The organism is Granulosicoccus sp. 3-233 (assembly GCF_052681095.1).
The window spans coordinates 399668-415149 of the sequence record NZ_JBQYLE010000004.1 but is presented as its reverse complement, the minus strand read 5'-3'; the positions used below and the strand labels follow the sequence as shown (position 1 = coordinate 415149).

The 15482-nt window shown below is 60.9% G+C and carries 10 protein-coding genes; 7 read left to right on the top strand and 3 right to left on the bottom strand.

Annotation, left to right across the window (positions count from 1 at the left end):
• The first annotated feature begins 81 nt into the window (after positions 1-81).
• The 5 genes from ACUNV4_RS13730 (at position 82) to ACUNV4_RS13710 (ending at position 6497) form a co-directional block, all read left to right on the top strand.
• A complete protein-coding gene (locus ACUNV4_RS13730; RefSeq protein ID WP_430879133.1) occupies positions 82-1080 on the top strand; it encodes a threonine ammonia-lyase in 999 nt (332 codons plus the stop codon).
• A 173-nt stretch (positions 1081-1253) separates the two neighbouring features.
• Complete coding sequence (locus ACUNV4_RS13725) at positions 1254-2522, top strand: imelysin family protein (protein ID WP_430879132.1); 1269 nt, start codon at positions 1254-1256, stop codon at positions 2520-2522.
• Positions 2523-2545: 23 nt separating this feature from the next.
• The gene (locus ACUNV4_RS13720; RefSeq protein WP_430879130.1) at positions 2546-4120 is read left to right on the top strand and encodes a di-heme oxidoreductase family protein; all 1575 of its coding nucleotides are present in this window, start codon (positions 2546-2548) and stop codon (positions 4118-4120) included.
• Positions 4121-4134: 14 nt separating this feature from the next.
• A complete protein-coding gene (locus tag ACUNV4_RS13715; protein WP_430879225.1) occupies positions 4135-5265 on the top strand; it encodes an imelysin family protein in 1131 nt (376 codons plus the stop codon).
• 2 nt (positions 5266-5267) lie between these two features.
• A complete protein-coding gene (locus ACUNV4_RS13710) occupies positions 5268-6497 on the top strand; it encodes a DUF1513 domain-containing protein (protein ID WP_430879129.1) in 1230 nt (409 codons plus the stop codon).
• A 156-nt stretch (positions 6498-6653) separates the two neighbouring features.
• Here ACUNV4_RS13710 and ACUNV4_RS13705 read toward each other — a convergent pair whose 3' ends face one another.
• From ACUNV4_RS13705 to ACUNV4_RS13695, 3 genes are read right to left on the bottom strand one after another with little or no spacing between them, the layout of a single operon-like run.
• Positions 6654-8891: a transglutaminase TgpA family protein gene (locus ACUNV4_RS13705; protein ID WP_430879128.1), complete on the bottom strand. Its 2238-nt coding sequence runs from the start codon at positions 8889-8891 to the stop codon at positions 6654-6656.
• Positions 8888-9859, bottom strand: a complete 972-nt coding sequence (locus ACUNV4_RS13700; RefSeq protein WP_430879127.1) for a DUF58 domain-containing protein — start codon at positions 9857-9859, stop codon at positions 8888-8890. The genes ACUNV4_RS13705 and ACUNV4_RS13700 overlap by 4 nt, the downstream gene beginning before the upstream one ends.
• A 13-nt stretch (positions 9860-9872) precedes the next feature.
• Positions 9873-10766 (bottom strand): AAA family ATPase, encoded by an 894-nt coding sequence (locus ACUNV4_RS13695; RefSeq protein ID WP_430879224.1) that lies wholly within the window; start codon positions 10764-10766, stop codon positions 9873-9875.
• 389 nt (positions 10767-11155) lie between these two features.
• On the opposite strand from ACUNV4_RS13695, the gene ACUNV4_RS13690 reads away from it, so the two are divergent.
• Complete coding sequence (locus tag ACUNV4_RS13690; protein ID WP_430879126.1) at positions 11156-14047, top strand: DUF349 domain-containing protein; 2892 nt, start codon at positions 11156-11158, stop codon at positions 14045-14047.
• 48 nt (positions 14048-14095) lie between these two features.
• The gene (locus tag ACUNV4_RS13685; RefSeq protein ID WP_430879125.1) at positions 14096-15307 is read left to right on the top strand and encodes an EAL domain-containing protein; all 1212 of its coding nucleotides are present in this window, start codon (positions 14096-14098) and stop codon (positions 15305-15307) included.
• Positions 15308-15482: the final 175 nt, after the last annotated feature.

Below are 15482 nucleotides of genomic sequence, written 5' to 3'. Positions count from 1 at the left end.
GTAACCGACCGGGGATATGGAAAAGCCATTCGTACTATCATGCCGCTTGTCCTCGAACCAGGCTCTCAAGCTCACGTAACCATGTCTGTTGATTCCAGTCTCTTTCCCATCGGTATTGCCGAGATTCGGCAGGCCGCCGACTACCTGTCACCGGTAGCCGTGCGAACACCGTTGCTCGAAAGCCCGTATCTGAACGAACTGGCCGGCCGGCGAGTTCTGGTCAAGGCAGAAGTGCTGCAGCGTACCGGCTCGTTCAAGTTCCGCGGCGCGTGGACGGCAATCAGTTCGCTGGATGAGTCGGTGAGGCAATCGGGGGTCATTGCCTACTCGTCGGGTAATCATGCACAGGGCATCGCCCAGGCTGCGGCGCTTTACGGGATTCCTGCCGTCATCATCATGCCGGCTGATTCGCCGGCACTGAAGCTGGCCAATACCCGCGCGCTGGGGGCGTCCGTGGTGACCTATGACAGAGCGGGAGGAGAATCGCGTGAAGCCATCGGCGAATCGCTGGCCAGAGAGCGGGGTTTGACGCTGATACGACCTTATGATGAACCCATGGTCATGGCTGGCCAGGGGACTGTCGGACTCGAGATTGCCGAGCAGGCGGCCGCGATGGGTGTGACGCAGGCCGATGTCCTGGTGTGCTGTGGTGGGGGCGGGCTGACCTCCGGTACGGCCATCGCACTGCATTCGGTCGCACCGGGCCTGCGGGTCAGACCCGTGGAACCGGCCCTGGCCGACGATACCTGCCGATCACTGATCGCCGGCAAGCGTCTGGCCAATGAAGGCATTCCGGATTCATTCTGTGATGCCATCGTGACGCCAATGCCGGGTGAATTGACCTTCCCGGTTTTGCAGCAGCTGGCAGGCCCCGGTCTGTGTGTGGATGACTCGGCCGTGCTGGCGGCGATGGGGCAGGCATTGATGCGCCTGAAACTGGTGGTAGAACCCGGAGGTGCCGTGGCCCTGGCCGCTGCGCTTGATCCAGCCAGTGTCGAAGGGGAGGCCGTCATCTGCGTGGTCACAGGTGGCAATGTGGACCCGGCATTGATCGCTTCGGCAGCGGCAAGTTTCACCTGACTCCATCGATCATGCCAGCCTTGGTATGTGGTTCTGGGCCTGTCATTCGTTGACGGGCTCCCGATCATTGCCTGACAGGAATGTTCGGTGCCGGGCATTTCAGGCGTAGTCGATTCTGATATCATGGAAATACGAATCATTCTTATTATTGCTTCGATGTCAGGAACATGCACATGACCTTCACTCGACAGGTACTTCCCGGATTTCTGCTGGCAGCGGCCAGCGTGGCGCAGGCCGATACGATCAGCCCGGACTCGGTTATCGAGACCTACGGCAACATTGCCCAGGCAGGTTACGAAGATGCCTTGACCACGGCCATGAAGCTGCGCGATTCCGTTACTCAGCTCACGGAAGCCCCTTCCGAAGAGGCCATGGCCGCCGCACGTCAGGCGTGGCATGAGGCACGTGTGCCCTACCAGCAGACCGAGGTCTATCGCTTTGGCAATCCGCTGGTGGATGACTGGGAAGGCAAGGTAAACGCCTGGCCGCTGGATGAAGGTCTGATCGATTACGTCGATGCGAGTTACGGCAACGAATCCGAGGCCAACGAGTATTACACCGCAAACATCATCGCCAATCCGGAAGTGAACATCAACGGTCAGCTCATCGACGCCACTACCATCACGCCGGAGCTGCTCGGCAGCGAGCTGCACGAGGCCGGTGGCATCGAGTCCAACGTGGCGACGGGTTATCACGCCATCGAGTTCCTGCTGTGGGGACAGGACCTGAACGGCGGCGAGGCCGGCGCAGGCAATCGCAGTTACACGGACTACGATGTGGACAACTGCACCAATGGCAACTGCGATCGACGGGCCGAGTATCTGACGGCTGTCACGGATCTGCTGATTTCCGACCTGACCTACATGGCGGAGGCCTGGGCCGACGGTGGCGAGGCGCGTGAAGCGCTGGAATCCATGGGCGAGACAGGTGCCGTGGCGGCAATGCTGACCGGCATGGGATCCCTGAGTTATGGCGAGCTGGCTGGTGAACGCATGCAGTTGGGTCTGATGCTGCACGATCCGGAAGAGGAGCATGACTGCTTTTCCGACAATACCTCGGCTTCGCACTACTACGATGGCCTGGGCATCCAGAACGTCTACATGGGTCATTACCAGCGTGTCGATGGCGAAACGGTATCCGGTCCTGCGCTGATCGACCTGCTGCGCGAAAAGGATGCTGCACTGGCCGAAGAACTGGCCACCGACCTGCAGGCCAGTGTCGATGCACTGGATGTTCTGCTGGTCAGCCAGCGTGATGGTCAGGCCTATGACCAGTTGATCGCCGAAGGTAATGATGTCGGCAACGCCCTGGTACAGGCGGCGGTCGATTCTCTGGTCGGACAGACTCGCAATATCAATCGCGCTGTCACAGCACTGGACGTAACGGGTATAGAATTCGAAGGGTCCGATAGCCTGGACGATCCCAACTCCGTCTTCCAGTAGAGTCACCATTCAAGCAGGTATCGATGAAGTCCGGTTTCCCTGACAGTTTCCGCATGAAGCCGGTACTGCTTGCCTGCATGGCATGCCTGAGTACCGGCTTTCCGGCTTTTTCGATCGTGGAGGCCGGCACGCTGTCTGTCGACACTGCTGCAGGGAAACCTGCAAGCGTTGTGACTGTGCCGGCCAGCGCCCCGAGTCTGCCGGCTGACATCTGGCGGGACAATGCGCGGGTTCGCCAGGTACTTGAGCCCACCCGCGATTTCAGCAAGGCGGAACCCTTCGAAGTCATGCAAGGGGGGGCCGGAACCCAGACCACCAATACCGACCGCAATGCCTATTCGCAGGAGACATCCACGCTCGACTTCGAGCACCTGCAGACTTTCAAGCTCGGCAATGCCTTGTTCAACAAGTTGTGGGTGGCGTCACCCTCCTCGACCCAGGCCTCTGATGGTCTCGGTCCCTTTTTCAATGCACGTGCCTGTCAATCCTGTCATATCAAGGATGGCCGTGGGCAGCTGCCGGTCGCCGGCGAGAAGACCGCATCGCTGCTCATCCAGTTGAAGAACCATCTGGATGGTCGTTGGGGACCGGACCCGGTCTACGGCGGGCAGTTTCACGCCTCGGCAGTACCCGGCGTGCGCGCCGAAGGGCAGGTACGCATCAGCACCGAACCGCTGATTCGGGAATTCAGCGACGGCACGCGCCACGTTCTGCAGAAGCCGGTTTACACGCTGCTGGACCTGGCCTATGGCGAGATGCATCCCGGTACCAGGCTCTCTCCCAGAATCGCACCCGCCATGCCCGGGCTGGGCATGCTGGAAGCCATTGCCGCTGATGACATTCTGGCGTATGCCGATCCGGATGATGCCGATGGTGACGGCATATCGGGTCGCCCCAACTGGCAGGTACTGGACAATGGTCAACGGGTGCTGGGCCGGTTTGCCCACAAGGCGGCCATGTCCACTGTCAGAGAGCAGAACGTGCATGCCATGTTCAGCGATATGGGTTTGTCCAGTTCGGGTGCGTCGATGAGCAACCCACAGGGAGACTGCATGCCGGCACAGGAGGTGTGCAAATCACTGGCCCATGGTGAACAGGCGCGCCTTGGCAAGGGGGAAGCGCCGGATGATGTGGTCGACCTGATCACATTCTATACGCGCAATCTGGCACTGCCTGCCCGACGCAATGTCGATGACCCCGAGGTCCTGATGGGCAAGCAGTTGTTCTACGACAGTGGCTGCCAGGCCTGCCATGTCCCCAAGCATGTCACCGCGCGCGATGCACCGCAGAAGGAAATGCAGTTTCAGCTGATCTGGCCCTATACCGACTTGTTGCTGCACGATATGGGAGAAGACCTGGCAGACCATGCGGATGAAGCCGATGCCAATGGGCGTGAATGGCGGACGGCGCCGCTGTGGGGAATCGGTCTGGCAAAGACGGTGAACCCGAATACCAGCTTTCTGCACGATGGTCGCGCAAAGACGCTGCTCGATGCCGTGCTGTGGCATGGCGGAGAGGCTCAGGCATCACTGGATGATGTGCTGGACATGAACAAGGATGAGCGAGCAGCCCTCGTTACTTTTCTGGAGTCCCTGTGATACTCAGCTTGCTTGTGAAGAATGGCGAAGCCGCGCCGGTCAGGTACCGATTCGTTCGCTGGCGCGGCAAGTCCGTGCATGCCGTCACCGCCATGCTGGCAGTGACACTCTCATTGTCACTGAGCGGGCGTGCCCGAGCTGCAGTACCAGGCGACAATGACTTTGCCGATCGGGCCGTGCAGCAGGTGTATCAACCGGCAGCCGTGCGATTCTCCCGGACCACCGCAGAGCTGCTGGAAGCGGCGGAAAACAGTTGCGAGACACGGAGCCCCGAGGCGCTGGACAGCTTGCTTGCGGCGCATGAACGGGCCGTTGCAGCCTTTTCATTGCTGGAGCTCTATCGAACGGGACCCTTGCTGGAAGACAATCGCCAGAACCGACTGTTCTACTGGCCGGACAAGCGACGCGTTGGCGAACGACAGATGCGAGCATTATTGGCAGACGCGGCTGCGCCCAGCCTGACAGCCGATGATATCGCCGACAAGAGCGTTGCATTGCAGGGTTTTCCCGCGCTGGAACGCCTGCTTCATGGCGAACGCACACCCTTGCATTTTTCCGAAGGCAGCGAGACGCCGGATTGTCAGGTGGCAATGGCCATTATCGGAAACATCGATGCCATGGCCAAGGCCATTGAAAAGGGCTGGCAGGATGAAGCGCCACACGTCATGAGCATGAGATCACCGGCGTCGGACTCGGAGTTCTATCGTACCGAGGAGGAAGTGCTGCGCGGTCTGGTAACGCAGATTCTGGTCGGTGCCGATGTGATCGAGGATCGCAAACTCTCGACCCTGAGCGGTGAACAGGCTGATATCAGGACAGCGCCCCTGTGGCGCAGTGGTCTCGGCCTGCTGATGATCCGCGGCAACCTGGAATCGCTGCGAGCGCTGACCATCGATACCGGACTGGCAGAGGCGAGCGGTCTGGAAAACGAACTGGCTTTCGAGTTTCGAAGCGCGGATGGCATGCTGCAGCAATTGCAGGCACTTCCGGCCCTCACCGACGACAGCGGTGACTTCACGGCTGAAGCCGAGTCGCTGCTGCGCGCCGTGATGGCAGTGGTTGGCGGCATCCGCTACACCCTCAATGATCGCTTTGTTGCCACACTGGGTATCAGTCCCGGTTTCAACAGCGAAGACGGCGACTGAGCATGCAAGCCGCTGCCTCGCTATCGAGACGGGCCCTGTTGCAACTGGCATTGACGACACTTCTGCCGGCAACGGCAACGGCAACGGCAGGGCAGCAACTGCCTGACGACGGCACACAGTCGGGCAATCTGTTCATCAGTGGTGCGCGGCGAGGGCCCGATGAGCATGTCGCCGTCGTGTTCGACGAGCAGGCGCGTCGCATTGCATCGATTCCACTGAGTGCTCGAGCCCACGGAGCTGCCAGTCACAGGGCCTCTCACCAGGCCTGTCTGTTTGCCAGGCGTCCGGGCCTGTATCTGCATGCCTTCGATCGTCGTGATCCGGAGAGGCATCTGACCGTGGCGCCGGTTGCAGGGCGTCACTTCTATGGCCACGGCAGTTACTCGGCAGATGGACGTCTGCTGTTTGCGACCGAGAACGACTTCGACGCGCAACGAGGGGTGCTCGGCATCTATGACACGGCTGCCGGCTATCAGCGTCTGGGTGAAATGGATACCGGTGGCACAGGGCCTCACGAGGTGGTGCGCATACCGGGATCAGCGCTGCTGATCGTCGCCAATGGAGGCATCCATACGCATCCCGACACGGGCAGAGAGAAGCTCAATATCGACTCGATGGCGCCGAGCCTGACGGTGGTGGACTCCCGCAATGGCGATTTGCTGGCAAGGCATGTTCTGCCCGCCGAATGGCATCAGGTGTCGCTGCGTCATCTGGCAGTTGATGTCGAGGGCAATGTCTGGTTCGCCGGGCAGTACGAGGGTGCCGAGGCGGTCATTGGCGGTCTGGCCGGCGTCATGTCGGTCGACAGGAGTCTGCGCAGTTTCCAGCGGGGCCGATCGAGCCAGGGCTTGTCACTGGTCGAGCTGCCTGCCGACCTGCAACAGCGAACGTCTCATTACCTGTCATCGGTCGCCGTGGCCGGTGATCATGTTCTGTTCACGTCTTCGAAGGGCGGACTGATGTTCAGTGTGGATCGGGTCAGCGCCCAGTTGCTCGAGACCCTATCGGTGCGAGACTGCAGTGGTGTGAGCGTCATTCCGGCGGATACGGACGCCGTTGCGGCATCCAATGAGCAGCGCTCCAGCACCCTGGCGAATGACCTGATGGATATGCCGTCAGCCACGGCGCTGCTGACCAGTGGCACGGGAGAGATCATGGCCTTGTCCGAGGATGGAGCCATGAGCCTGGCCATCCATCGAGTGCAGTGGGACAACCACGTATACGCCATCTAGCCGCGTCCGCAATTCAGGCGTGTCCAGGCTTGCCGTGAGTCAGACAAGGCGCTGGACAATCCGGATACTGCCTGGGTTCAGACAGAGCGCTGGAGAAAACGGATACTGCCCATTGCCGGCAAATTTCCAGGCTGCAGCAAGGTGGCTGCCGATCGCTCAGGTGACTTCGCTCTCGTCGCCTGCTGCCTGCCACGCGCCGCGAGGCAGCGACCAGCGCAGCCGTCTCAGCAGTTGCCTGACCTCGCTCCGACGACGATTCTGCTCCGTCTCGGACAGTGCGCGGAAGCGCAGACTTGAAAAATGCCCCTGCAGCAAATGCAGACGCCGGGCCTGGGCAGGCCAGGCCTGCGTGGCGCGTTGCAGGAATTCTGCGGGTGTCTCGGCGGGTTCGCGTAGCAGCTGGCGCCTGCGCAGCAGCTCGCAGAGTTGCTGCCACAGGCGTTCATCGGGCGAGCCCTGCCTGCTTGTCAGACGCGGCACGCCCAGCACCAGCGTACACCACAGTCCGGTCAATGCCAGAACGATGACGGTAATCTGCCACAGCTCGGGCTTAGGCAGACCCAGACGTTCCCATAATCCGTCCTGGGTGTCATTGTCGAAGTCGACGATCAGTCGTTGCCACTGATGGTTCAGTGCATCCCAACGCAGCTGCAGGTTGCTGGACCAGCCCTTGTCCAGTCGTGCCAGTCGTGGCACGGCAGCGTCACCGGGCAATGCGGCCGAGAGGCCCTGTTCGACCCTGGATGGTGCTACTGCACCGGTGGGGTCGTAGCGGCGCCAGGCGCCATCAATGAAGGCTTCTGCCCAGGCATGTGCATCCGATTGGCGTACGATCATGTAATCGTCATTCATTTCCCCGCCCAGATATCCCGTGACGACCCGTGCAGGAATACCGGCACTGCGCATGAGAACCACGAAGGCGGCCGCATAATGCTCGCAGAAGCCTGCCATGGTGTCGAACAGGAATTCATCAACCGGGGCATCCCCCAGTAGCTGGGGTTGCAGTGTGTAGTGGTAGGCCTGCTGATTGAAGTGGTGCAGAATGGCCTGCGCATAGGCGGTGTCGCTTTGCACGCTATCGCGCAATTCCCTTGCAAAGCGACTGCTTCGCTGGTTGACGCCCGGCAGGAACAGAGTGTTGTCTGGAGGTTGGCGTGAGGCGAAGCGAGTGTCCAGCAGGACCGAGCTCTGGCGGTAACGCAGTAGCTGGGTAACCGAGTTGCCTGCCAGCATCTGACCATCACTCATCAGACGCCCCAGAGGCTTTCCGTGTCGGATTCGCAGGCTGTCATCCCTGCTGCGGTCCGGTGTCTGAGCTGTATTGTCTTGAGTGTCACTCGCGGCGTCGGTGGCGTCGATCGGCCGGTTGGATCGAAGGTCCGGTCTTGGCAGGGAGACCGCCGCATCCAGTGCAAAGAGCCAGCGTTGGTGATGAGGCTGCAGCGTCACCGTGTAATCGATGATGTCTGCTGCCGGGCCCTGATAGCTTGAACGGGCCTGTAGCAGGCGCGGGCTGACACTCCAGCGACGACCATCGAATTCGCTGAGCACGGGGCCGCGCCAGTAGCGATCACGCGGAGGGGGAATGGCACCATCGAATTCCACTCGAAAGGCAACCGCATCGGATTGCGACAGCTGCCCGATCGAGCCGGGCGACATGGAATCGGACAGACCGGTAGTGGCCGAGGCATCCTCCGGCAACGACCACAGGGGGCCGGGCAGGCGTGGAAACACGATGAACAGCAATGCTGCCAGCGGCAAGCCCTGCAACAACAGGGTGAGTACCAGCTTCAGCTGTTCCCGGGTTTGGGCCGGGTTTTCCGGATCACGCAGTACAGCCAGGGCGTGCGCCAGCGCTATCACGGCAGGCAGTGTCACCAGGGCTGCGAGGATCGTCTGTGAGTAGAAATACTGGGTCAACAGCAGAAACGCCGCCAGACACAGCAGCATGGTGGCATCGCCGGGACGTCGCACTTCGGCAAACTTGGCGGCCACCAGTATGAACAGAAAGGCGACGCAGGGGTCCCGACCGATGAAATAGCCGTAGTCCAGCTTGATCAGCAAGGCGCAGGCAATGGCCAGCAGGGTGACGCCGGCCGGTGACAGCAGCCTGCCCAGCAGCTTCTGTCCGGGGCGCCTCAGCAGAGAGAGTCGCAGGCCGATCAGGGTGGCGCCGCTCAGGCTGACCCACAATGGCAGGTGCAGCAGATGAGGCAGCTGCACCAGCAGTAACAGGATGGCAAGAGCGTACAGGGTTCGTGCATCCATGGGCGCCGGTGCAGGCGTGTCTCCTGACAGACCCAGATCCGGAAGCCATCTGCGCCAGCGCTGCTTGCCGACTGCCCGGCGCGCGGCATTCCTTGCCGCCGACTTCACTGATGAGCTCGAACTCATGTCGGCTGACCCGTCGTTGCACTGTCGTGCAAGGCCAGCGCCTGCAGTGCGCGCACTCGCTGCTCGCTGCCCTGCGCGGCGGGCAATTGCCGAGTGCTCAGTTGCAGGGCATAGGGCGTCTGCCGGCTTTCTGCCAGCAGAACCCAGGCACAGAGTCGTGACAGTTGCTGTTCAAGCGCGTGCAGTCCCGTGCTGTGCAGGCTCAATGCCGTCTTGCCAAGGCCCTCATCGCTATCGAAACTGCGCACCAGCAGGCCTTGCCCGCGTGCAGCCGACTTCCAGGCAATGCTGCCGATGCTGTCGCCAGGCTGATAGTGGCGCAGCCCGGAGACATCCCCCTGCAGACCGGGCCGCGGGTTCGTGTCACCGTCGTCTCCGGCGCTCAGCGGCAGCGCGGGAGGGTTCGTTTCCGGCCGTGGAAAAACCAGTCCCTGTGTCTGCACATGCAGATAGCTCCAGCAGGTCCAGAGGCCCAGTGGCCAGTCGCTCTGCAGGGTCAGTCTGCCCAGAGGCAGGACACCGCGTCTCGTGGTGGGCAGCGGCAGTACCATGCGCGTATCCCGGGCGGGTTCGAGGCGTATGCCCGACACGCAGGCCTCAGTGGTTGCCAGTCGTAGTCCGTGACGGACTTGCGAGCGATTGTTTGTCAGGGTGATGTCGAAGGGCAGGGACTCACCGGCGAAGCATTCGCCGCCGCTGATTCTGGAGACCTGCAGACCAGCCAGATTGCGATAGGTGTGCAGCAGTGTGGCCGCAAACAGTCCGGTCAACAGGAAGCACAGGGCATAGCCAAGCGACAGGGCGTAGTTGACCGAGGCCACCAGCATCAGCAGCAACGCCAGCAGAAACGCCCAGCCACGGCCGGTGGGCACGATATAGACTCGCTGGTGACTGACCAGATGCGGCAGTCTGTCTTCCGGTCGGACTCGGAACAGACGCTGCCGAATCCGGGGGCTGAGAAGTCTCATGAGCGGATGGCGTTCAGGGCATGCTGACCTGCGCCAGCAGTTCGCGGGCGTGCTGATGCCCGCTGCGTACCTGGCCTGTCATCCGATGACCGGCCAGCGCCGGAAAGACGTGGCGTACATCATCGGGCAGCACATGATCACGCTGCTCGATGAAGGCAAAAGCGCGGCACAGTTTCACCAGGCTGAGTCCGGCCCGCGGGCTCAATCCCGTGCCTGCCGTGCGACTGGCCAGCAGCAAGGCCTGGATGTAATCCAGTACCGGTGGGCTCAGGTGCACTTTGTCGCATTGTTTGCGCCAGCGATGGATCTGTCGACTATCGAGCAGGGCTTCGAGGCTGGCGACATCGGCGCGCATGTCGCCGTGTTCCAGCAGGGCACGCTCGGTTGCCGGATCGGGGTAGCCGATCTCGAGGCCAACCAGAAAGCGGTCCAGCTGTGATTCGGGCAGGGGAAAGGCGCCGAGCTGGTCGCCGGGGTTCTGGGTGGCGATGACGAAGAAGTCCTCGGCCAATGCATGGCTGACACCATCGACACTGACCTGTCGCTCTTCCATGGCCTCGAGCAAGGCGCTTTGTGCCTTGGGCGGGGCGCGATTGATCTCGTCGGCCAGCAGAATGGAGGTGAAGACCGGTCCCGGCTTGAATTCGAACTGCTGGTCGTGAGTATTGTAGATGGAGACGCCGACGATATCGGCCGGCAGCAGATCACTGGTGAACTGCACGCGAGTCCAGTCCAGCCCCAGCGTGGCCCCCAGTGCATGCGCCAATGTGGTCTTGCCGACTCCGGGTACATCTTCGATCAGCAGGTGTCCGCGAGCCAGCAGACAGGCCAGAGCCAGAGTGGTCTGTTCGCGCTTGCCCATCAGGATACGTTCCAGCTGAGCGAGAACGTCCCGCATTTCGGCCATCGGTATGCGCTCCAGGGATGCGATTCCGAGACTGGACGGTTCACGAGAGGTCGTCGTTGCGGGCTGATTCATGGTGCTCAACGGGTGCGTAAAGTGTTGCTATCGGCCGCAGTACGACAAGCCTGCGGGTGAGTGGTCGGTCAATTGCCCCGCGAGGCCGGTCTGGCAGGTCGATCTGTGCTGGAAACCACACTAATCGGGGGCGTTGGTGTTGCAATGCGTTGCTGCATTCTGTAAATCCTGCTCATTGTCTGGCCGTTAACGGTGCCAATCCGATCATGATCGATGTCGGATGGTGTCATGTGCGGGAATGTGCGAGGCAGTTGTTATACTGGTGCCAGCCATCCGGCTTCGATTGTTGTTTACGTGTATCCAGTGTGAAAAATTTCTTGAAATCAGCTGCACACCAGCACAAGGACCCGCAGGTCCGACTCAGCTTCGTCAATGACGCAGATGCCAGTACACCTGAGTCGCAGGAAACACTTGCCGAGCTCGCCCGCAATGATGTCGATCTTGCCGTTCGTCTCGCGGCGATCGGCAAGCTCGACGAACTGAACATACTGCGCGAGCTGCTCGATGCCAACGGCGACGACGGTGGTGCCATCGCTACTGCAGCAGAGTCCAGACTGGTCGATAAGTTCAGTTCCGGCGATGTCAGCGATACCGCCATTCGTGCCTTGCTGGGCAGCCATGCCTCTCGTCTGGCGTTGCCGATAGCGGCCCACAGCTCGAGCGCCGAGCAGCGGGAACTGGCCCTTCAGGCCATCGACGACGAAACCACACTGGTGACCGTGGTGCAGCAATCGCGGCTGCACGATGCACGACTGGCTGCCGCCATGCGGCTGTCGCGGCATGATTCCATGCGCTCGGCGCTGGCTGCGGTGCGCTCGCGTGACAAGGTGGTGGCCAAGCAGCTCCAACAGAAGCTGGATAGTGCGGCGGCAGAGGAGGCAGCCCTGATTGCCAGGCGGCACGCTGTCACCAGTACGCTCAAGCAGGTGCTCAGTCTGAATGAAGGTGTCTGGACTCCTCAGCATGGTGGCAAGTTGCAGGCTGCTAGAGAGCGCTGGGCCAAGCTGGAGCCCGAAGACAGGGCGTCACATGAAACGGAATTCACGGAAGCGATGACGATGGCAGAGCAACGCCTTGCCGATTACACGGCGGCACAGCAGGCAACGGCGGACAGTTCCGAGGCAACAGACTCGGCTGCTGGCGAGCATGGGCATGCTCCCATGGATGCTGCCAGCGAGCCGGCAGAGAACACGCCCGCAGCGGGCGATGGCGCAACGGACGAGACGGGAAGTGCGACCCCGGCGCAAGAGGTGCCTCGCATAGACGATCCGGCACTGACGCGCGTACAGGAGATGCTGGCGACGGCGACCCTGACAGATCTGCCGGGCGCGCTCGAGAGCACACAGAGCGCGGTATCGCAGGATGAAACCCTGTCGGGCTCGGATCACGTCAAGAGCGTATTGGCACATGGCCAGTCCATCGCCGTACTGTTCGACCCGCCTTATGACATCAACAAGGCCCGCCCCGGTGCCTTGCAGACCCGCATCAAACGAGTGACGTCTTTACTGGATATTCCGCGCCTGCTGCCGGGTATCGATCTGTCCGGACACGCCTACGTCGGCGAATTGCAGGCACATCTTGCGCAACTGAACGATCGCATTACCAAGGCTCGCCAGGAGTCCAGCGACCGCATCAAGGCCACGCATCGGCAGTTCGCCGCGCTGTCCGCGATCATCAAGGAAGGCAAGTGGGGCCCGGCAAACAGCATGCTGCGCCGTCTGCAGAAAAAGCTTTCCGCCATGGAAGCCGAAGAGCGTTCCAGTCTGGACGATAAACTGACGAGAGCCGAACAGCAGCTGGCGGAAATGGCCGACTGGCAGGACTTCGCGGCCCGTCCCAAGCTGGAAGCCTTGTGCGAATCCATGGAGGCCCTGCCAGCAAAGGAGCTCTCACCCGAAGCACTGGCCAAGGAGGTGCGTGAACTGCAGAGCGCCTGGAAGGCCATGGGTGTCAGTCGTGCCTCGAACGACCTCTGGACGCGCTTCAAGACAGCCGGCGATATCGCCTACCAGCCTTGCAAGGCCTGGTTCGAGACCAAGCAGCAGCAGCGGCAGGAAAAACTCGATGCCAAGGCGCGCTTGTGCGAACAACTGGAGTCGGCGCAGAACCTGCTGACACCCGATGCCGATGCCGAGCCGGACTGGAAGGCCATCGTTCGCCAGGTAAACAATGCCAAACGTGAATGGTCTCGCAACCGGGTTCCGGATCGCAAACCCGACAAGGCGCTCGAAGCCCGTTTCTCGGCAGCACTGAAACCGTTCGAAACGGCACTGACCGAACAGTACGACAACAATGTCAAGGCCAAGGAAGAGCTGGTCGAGAAGGTGGCGGCACTGGCCGAAGGAGAAATCACCCAGCATACGGCCAATCAGGCAAAGAGCCTGCTCAGTGCCTGGAAACTCGTCGGCATCATGCGACGCAAGGAAGACCAGGCATTGTGGGAAGTGTTCAACGCTCACCTGGGTACGATCTTCAAGCACCAGCATCAGGTTGAACGTCAGAAGCAGCGCGCCGGTCTCGAGCACGTCTTTCGGGCGAAGGACATCATCAAGCGTCTCAAGCAGTTGTCCCGCGGGGACTCGCTCGATGAGGCCGAAGTACAAGCCCTGAGCATGGAGTTCCAGGCCCTGGCAGAATTCCCGGAACGCGACAGGAAGTTTCTGCTGCGTGACTACCGACAGGCGCTGGAGGCCTGTTCACGTGTACAGGACAATGCCGCCAAGCGCCGCAGTCAGGCCGAACAGGAAGAGCGACTGCGTCTGCTGGGTCTGTGTGAACAGCTGGAACAGGCTGTCGAGCAGCCGGATGGAGCCAGCGACACTCTGGTCGATGATGTGACTCATGCCTGGGAGGCCACCGATGTGAAGGTGCAGACCGATGTCGCCACGGTGTTGCAGAAGCGTCGCGATGCGGCCTTGAAGCATCTGACCAAGGGCACGAAGCCGGATTATCAGGCCAACGAGGAAAAACGACGTGACCTGCTGATCAAGATGGAAGTGGCTGCGGGCGTGGATACCCCGGCCGAGGACAAGGCCAGGCGCATGCAGTACCAGCTGGAACATCTGCAGGAAGGCATGACCTCGGCCGGTCTGGATGACAGCCGACAGGTCCTGAAGAAGCTGGAAAAGAAGTGGTTGGCCGCCGGCCCCGCAAGTCAGAGCGTCCAGGGTTCATTGCAATCCCGGTATCTGAAGGCATACCGACGATAGTGCGACACCGGTTCGCCAGTGCAGTCACGGCGCGGACCGGTGTCCGCCATGAATAGTCCGGTCACGCTCAAGGCGCTGGAGCGCGCCATGCACAATGACGAGCTGGTGCTGTTCTATCAGCCGAAGGTGTGTCTGCTCAGCGGAGAGGTCATCGGCGCAGAAGCGCTGGTCCGGTGGGCACATGGTGACGCATCGGTGCTGTCTCCGGACGAATTTCTGCCGATGGTGGAAAGCAATGGTCTGCTGCATGACCTGACGTTGCAGTTGCTGGACCAGTTGGTAGGCGCCATTGTCGAACTGCGGGACTCTGCGCCGATCAGACGCAATGCGCCAACCGGCTTGCTGCCACCGGAACTGTCCCTGTCCATCAATGTTGCACCCAACGACCTGGCATCACGATCGATCAGCAACCATATTGCCTCACTGTTGCAGGCCGGTACGATAAAGGCAGCCGAGCTGCAGATCGAGATCACCGAAAGTGCAGTGATGAGCAATGTCGACCTTGTCTATGATGATCTGGTCAGGATCAAGGACCTGGGAGTCAAGGTTCTGATGGACGACTTCGGGACCGGCTATTCCTCGATCGACCGGCTCAGTCAATTGCCCTTCGATGCCTTGAAGCTTGACCAGGGCATGGTCAAGCGCATGGGCACGTCCCTGCAGAATCTCGATGTCGTGCGCTCTGCCATCTCGATGGCCAGAGAGCTGGGCATGACCTCGGTGGCCGAAGGTATCGAGTCCGAATCGGTCTACAATTTCCTGATCGCGCATGGTTGCGAGGAAGGGCAGGGGTATTTTCTGGGCCGTCCGATGTCGCTTGCCGATTTCAGGGCTTTCGTGACTACCGAGCACGACTTCGAGGGCTCGCAGATCGGTCGGGTACACCAGGCCTGTCTCAACCTGCTGCGATTTCGCAAGACACTGGTGGATGCCGCTTTCTGCAGTCGAGTCGGGGAAGGCGTTGCCCTGCAGTCGGTGGCTGATCCCGGCCTGCAATCCGATGTGGTCAGTACACGGCTCGGATTGTGGTATTTCGGCATTGGCCAGCGGCTGGTTTCCCACCCGGTATTCAACGAGATCGAAGAACCATTGCGCAAGGTTCACGGCAGTGGTCTGAAGTTTCTGGAAGAGCTTGAACGGCATCGGTCAGTTGCCATGCTTGATCAGCAGTTGGCTGACATCGATCAGCAGGTGAATCGCCTGATCAGCCTGCTGCATTCACTGGAACGCTCCATTCTGGCGTGCAAGCAGAATCGTTAGCCATGCAGCGGCTGGCATCGATTCGGCACGACAGACTGGCAGCGCCGAGGGAGAGTACACGTTAGTTTGTCAGTGGCGCCGCTCGTCGGAGCGGTCATTGACATCCGCTATCGCTAGAGTGAAGAATTCGGAGGTGCCGAGACAGGAGAGTGGCGATTGCTCAACTGCCGGCGAA

What these genes read in the sequence shown, in the direction of transcription:
- ACUNV4_RS13730 (WP_430879133.1), top strand. Translation starts at nt 82, where the DNA reads ATGTCTGTTGATTCCAGTCTCTTTCCCATCGGTATTGCCGAGATTCGG.
- ACUNV4_RS13700 (WP_430879127.1), bottom strand. Translation starts at nt 9,859, where the DNA reads ATGAGACTTCTCAGCCCCCGGATTCGGCAGCGTCTGTTCCGAGTCCGA.
- ACUNV4_RS13720 (WP_430879130.1), top strand. Translation starts at nt 2,546, where the DNA reads ATGAAGTCCGGTTTCCCTGACAGTTTCCGCATGAAGCCGGTACTGCTT.
- ACUNV4_RS13710 (WP_430879129.1), top strand. Translation starts at nt 5,268, where the DNA reads ATGCAAGCCGCTGCCTCGCTATCGAGACGGGCCCTGTTGCAACTGGCA.
- ACUNV4_RS13705 (WP_430879128.1), bottom strand. Translation starts at nt 8,891, where the DNA reads ATGAGTTCGAGCTCATCAGTGAAGTCGGCGGCAAGGAATGCCGCGCGC.
- ACUNV4_RS13685 (WP_430879125.1), top strand. Translation starts at nt 14,096, where the DNA reads ATGAATAGTCCGGTCACGCTCAAGGCGCTGGAGCGCGCCATGCACAAT.
- ACUNV4_RS13695 (WP_430879224.1), bottom strand. Translation starts at nt 10,766, where the DNA reads ATGGCCGAAATGCGGGACGTTCTCGCTCAGCTGGAACGTATCCTGATG.
- ACUNV4_RS13725 (WP_430879132.1), top strand. Translation starts at nt 1,254, where the DNA reads ATGACCTTCACTCGACAGGTACTTCCCGGATTTCTGCTGGCAGCGGCC.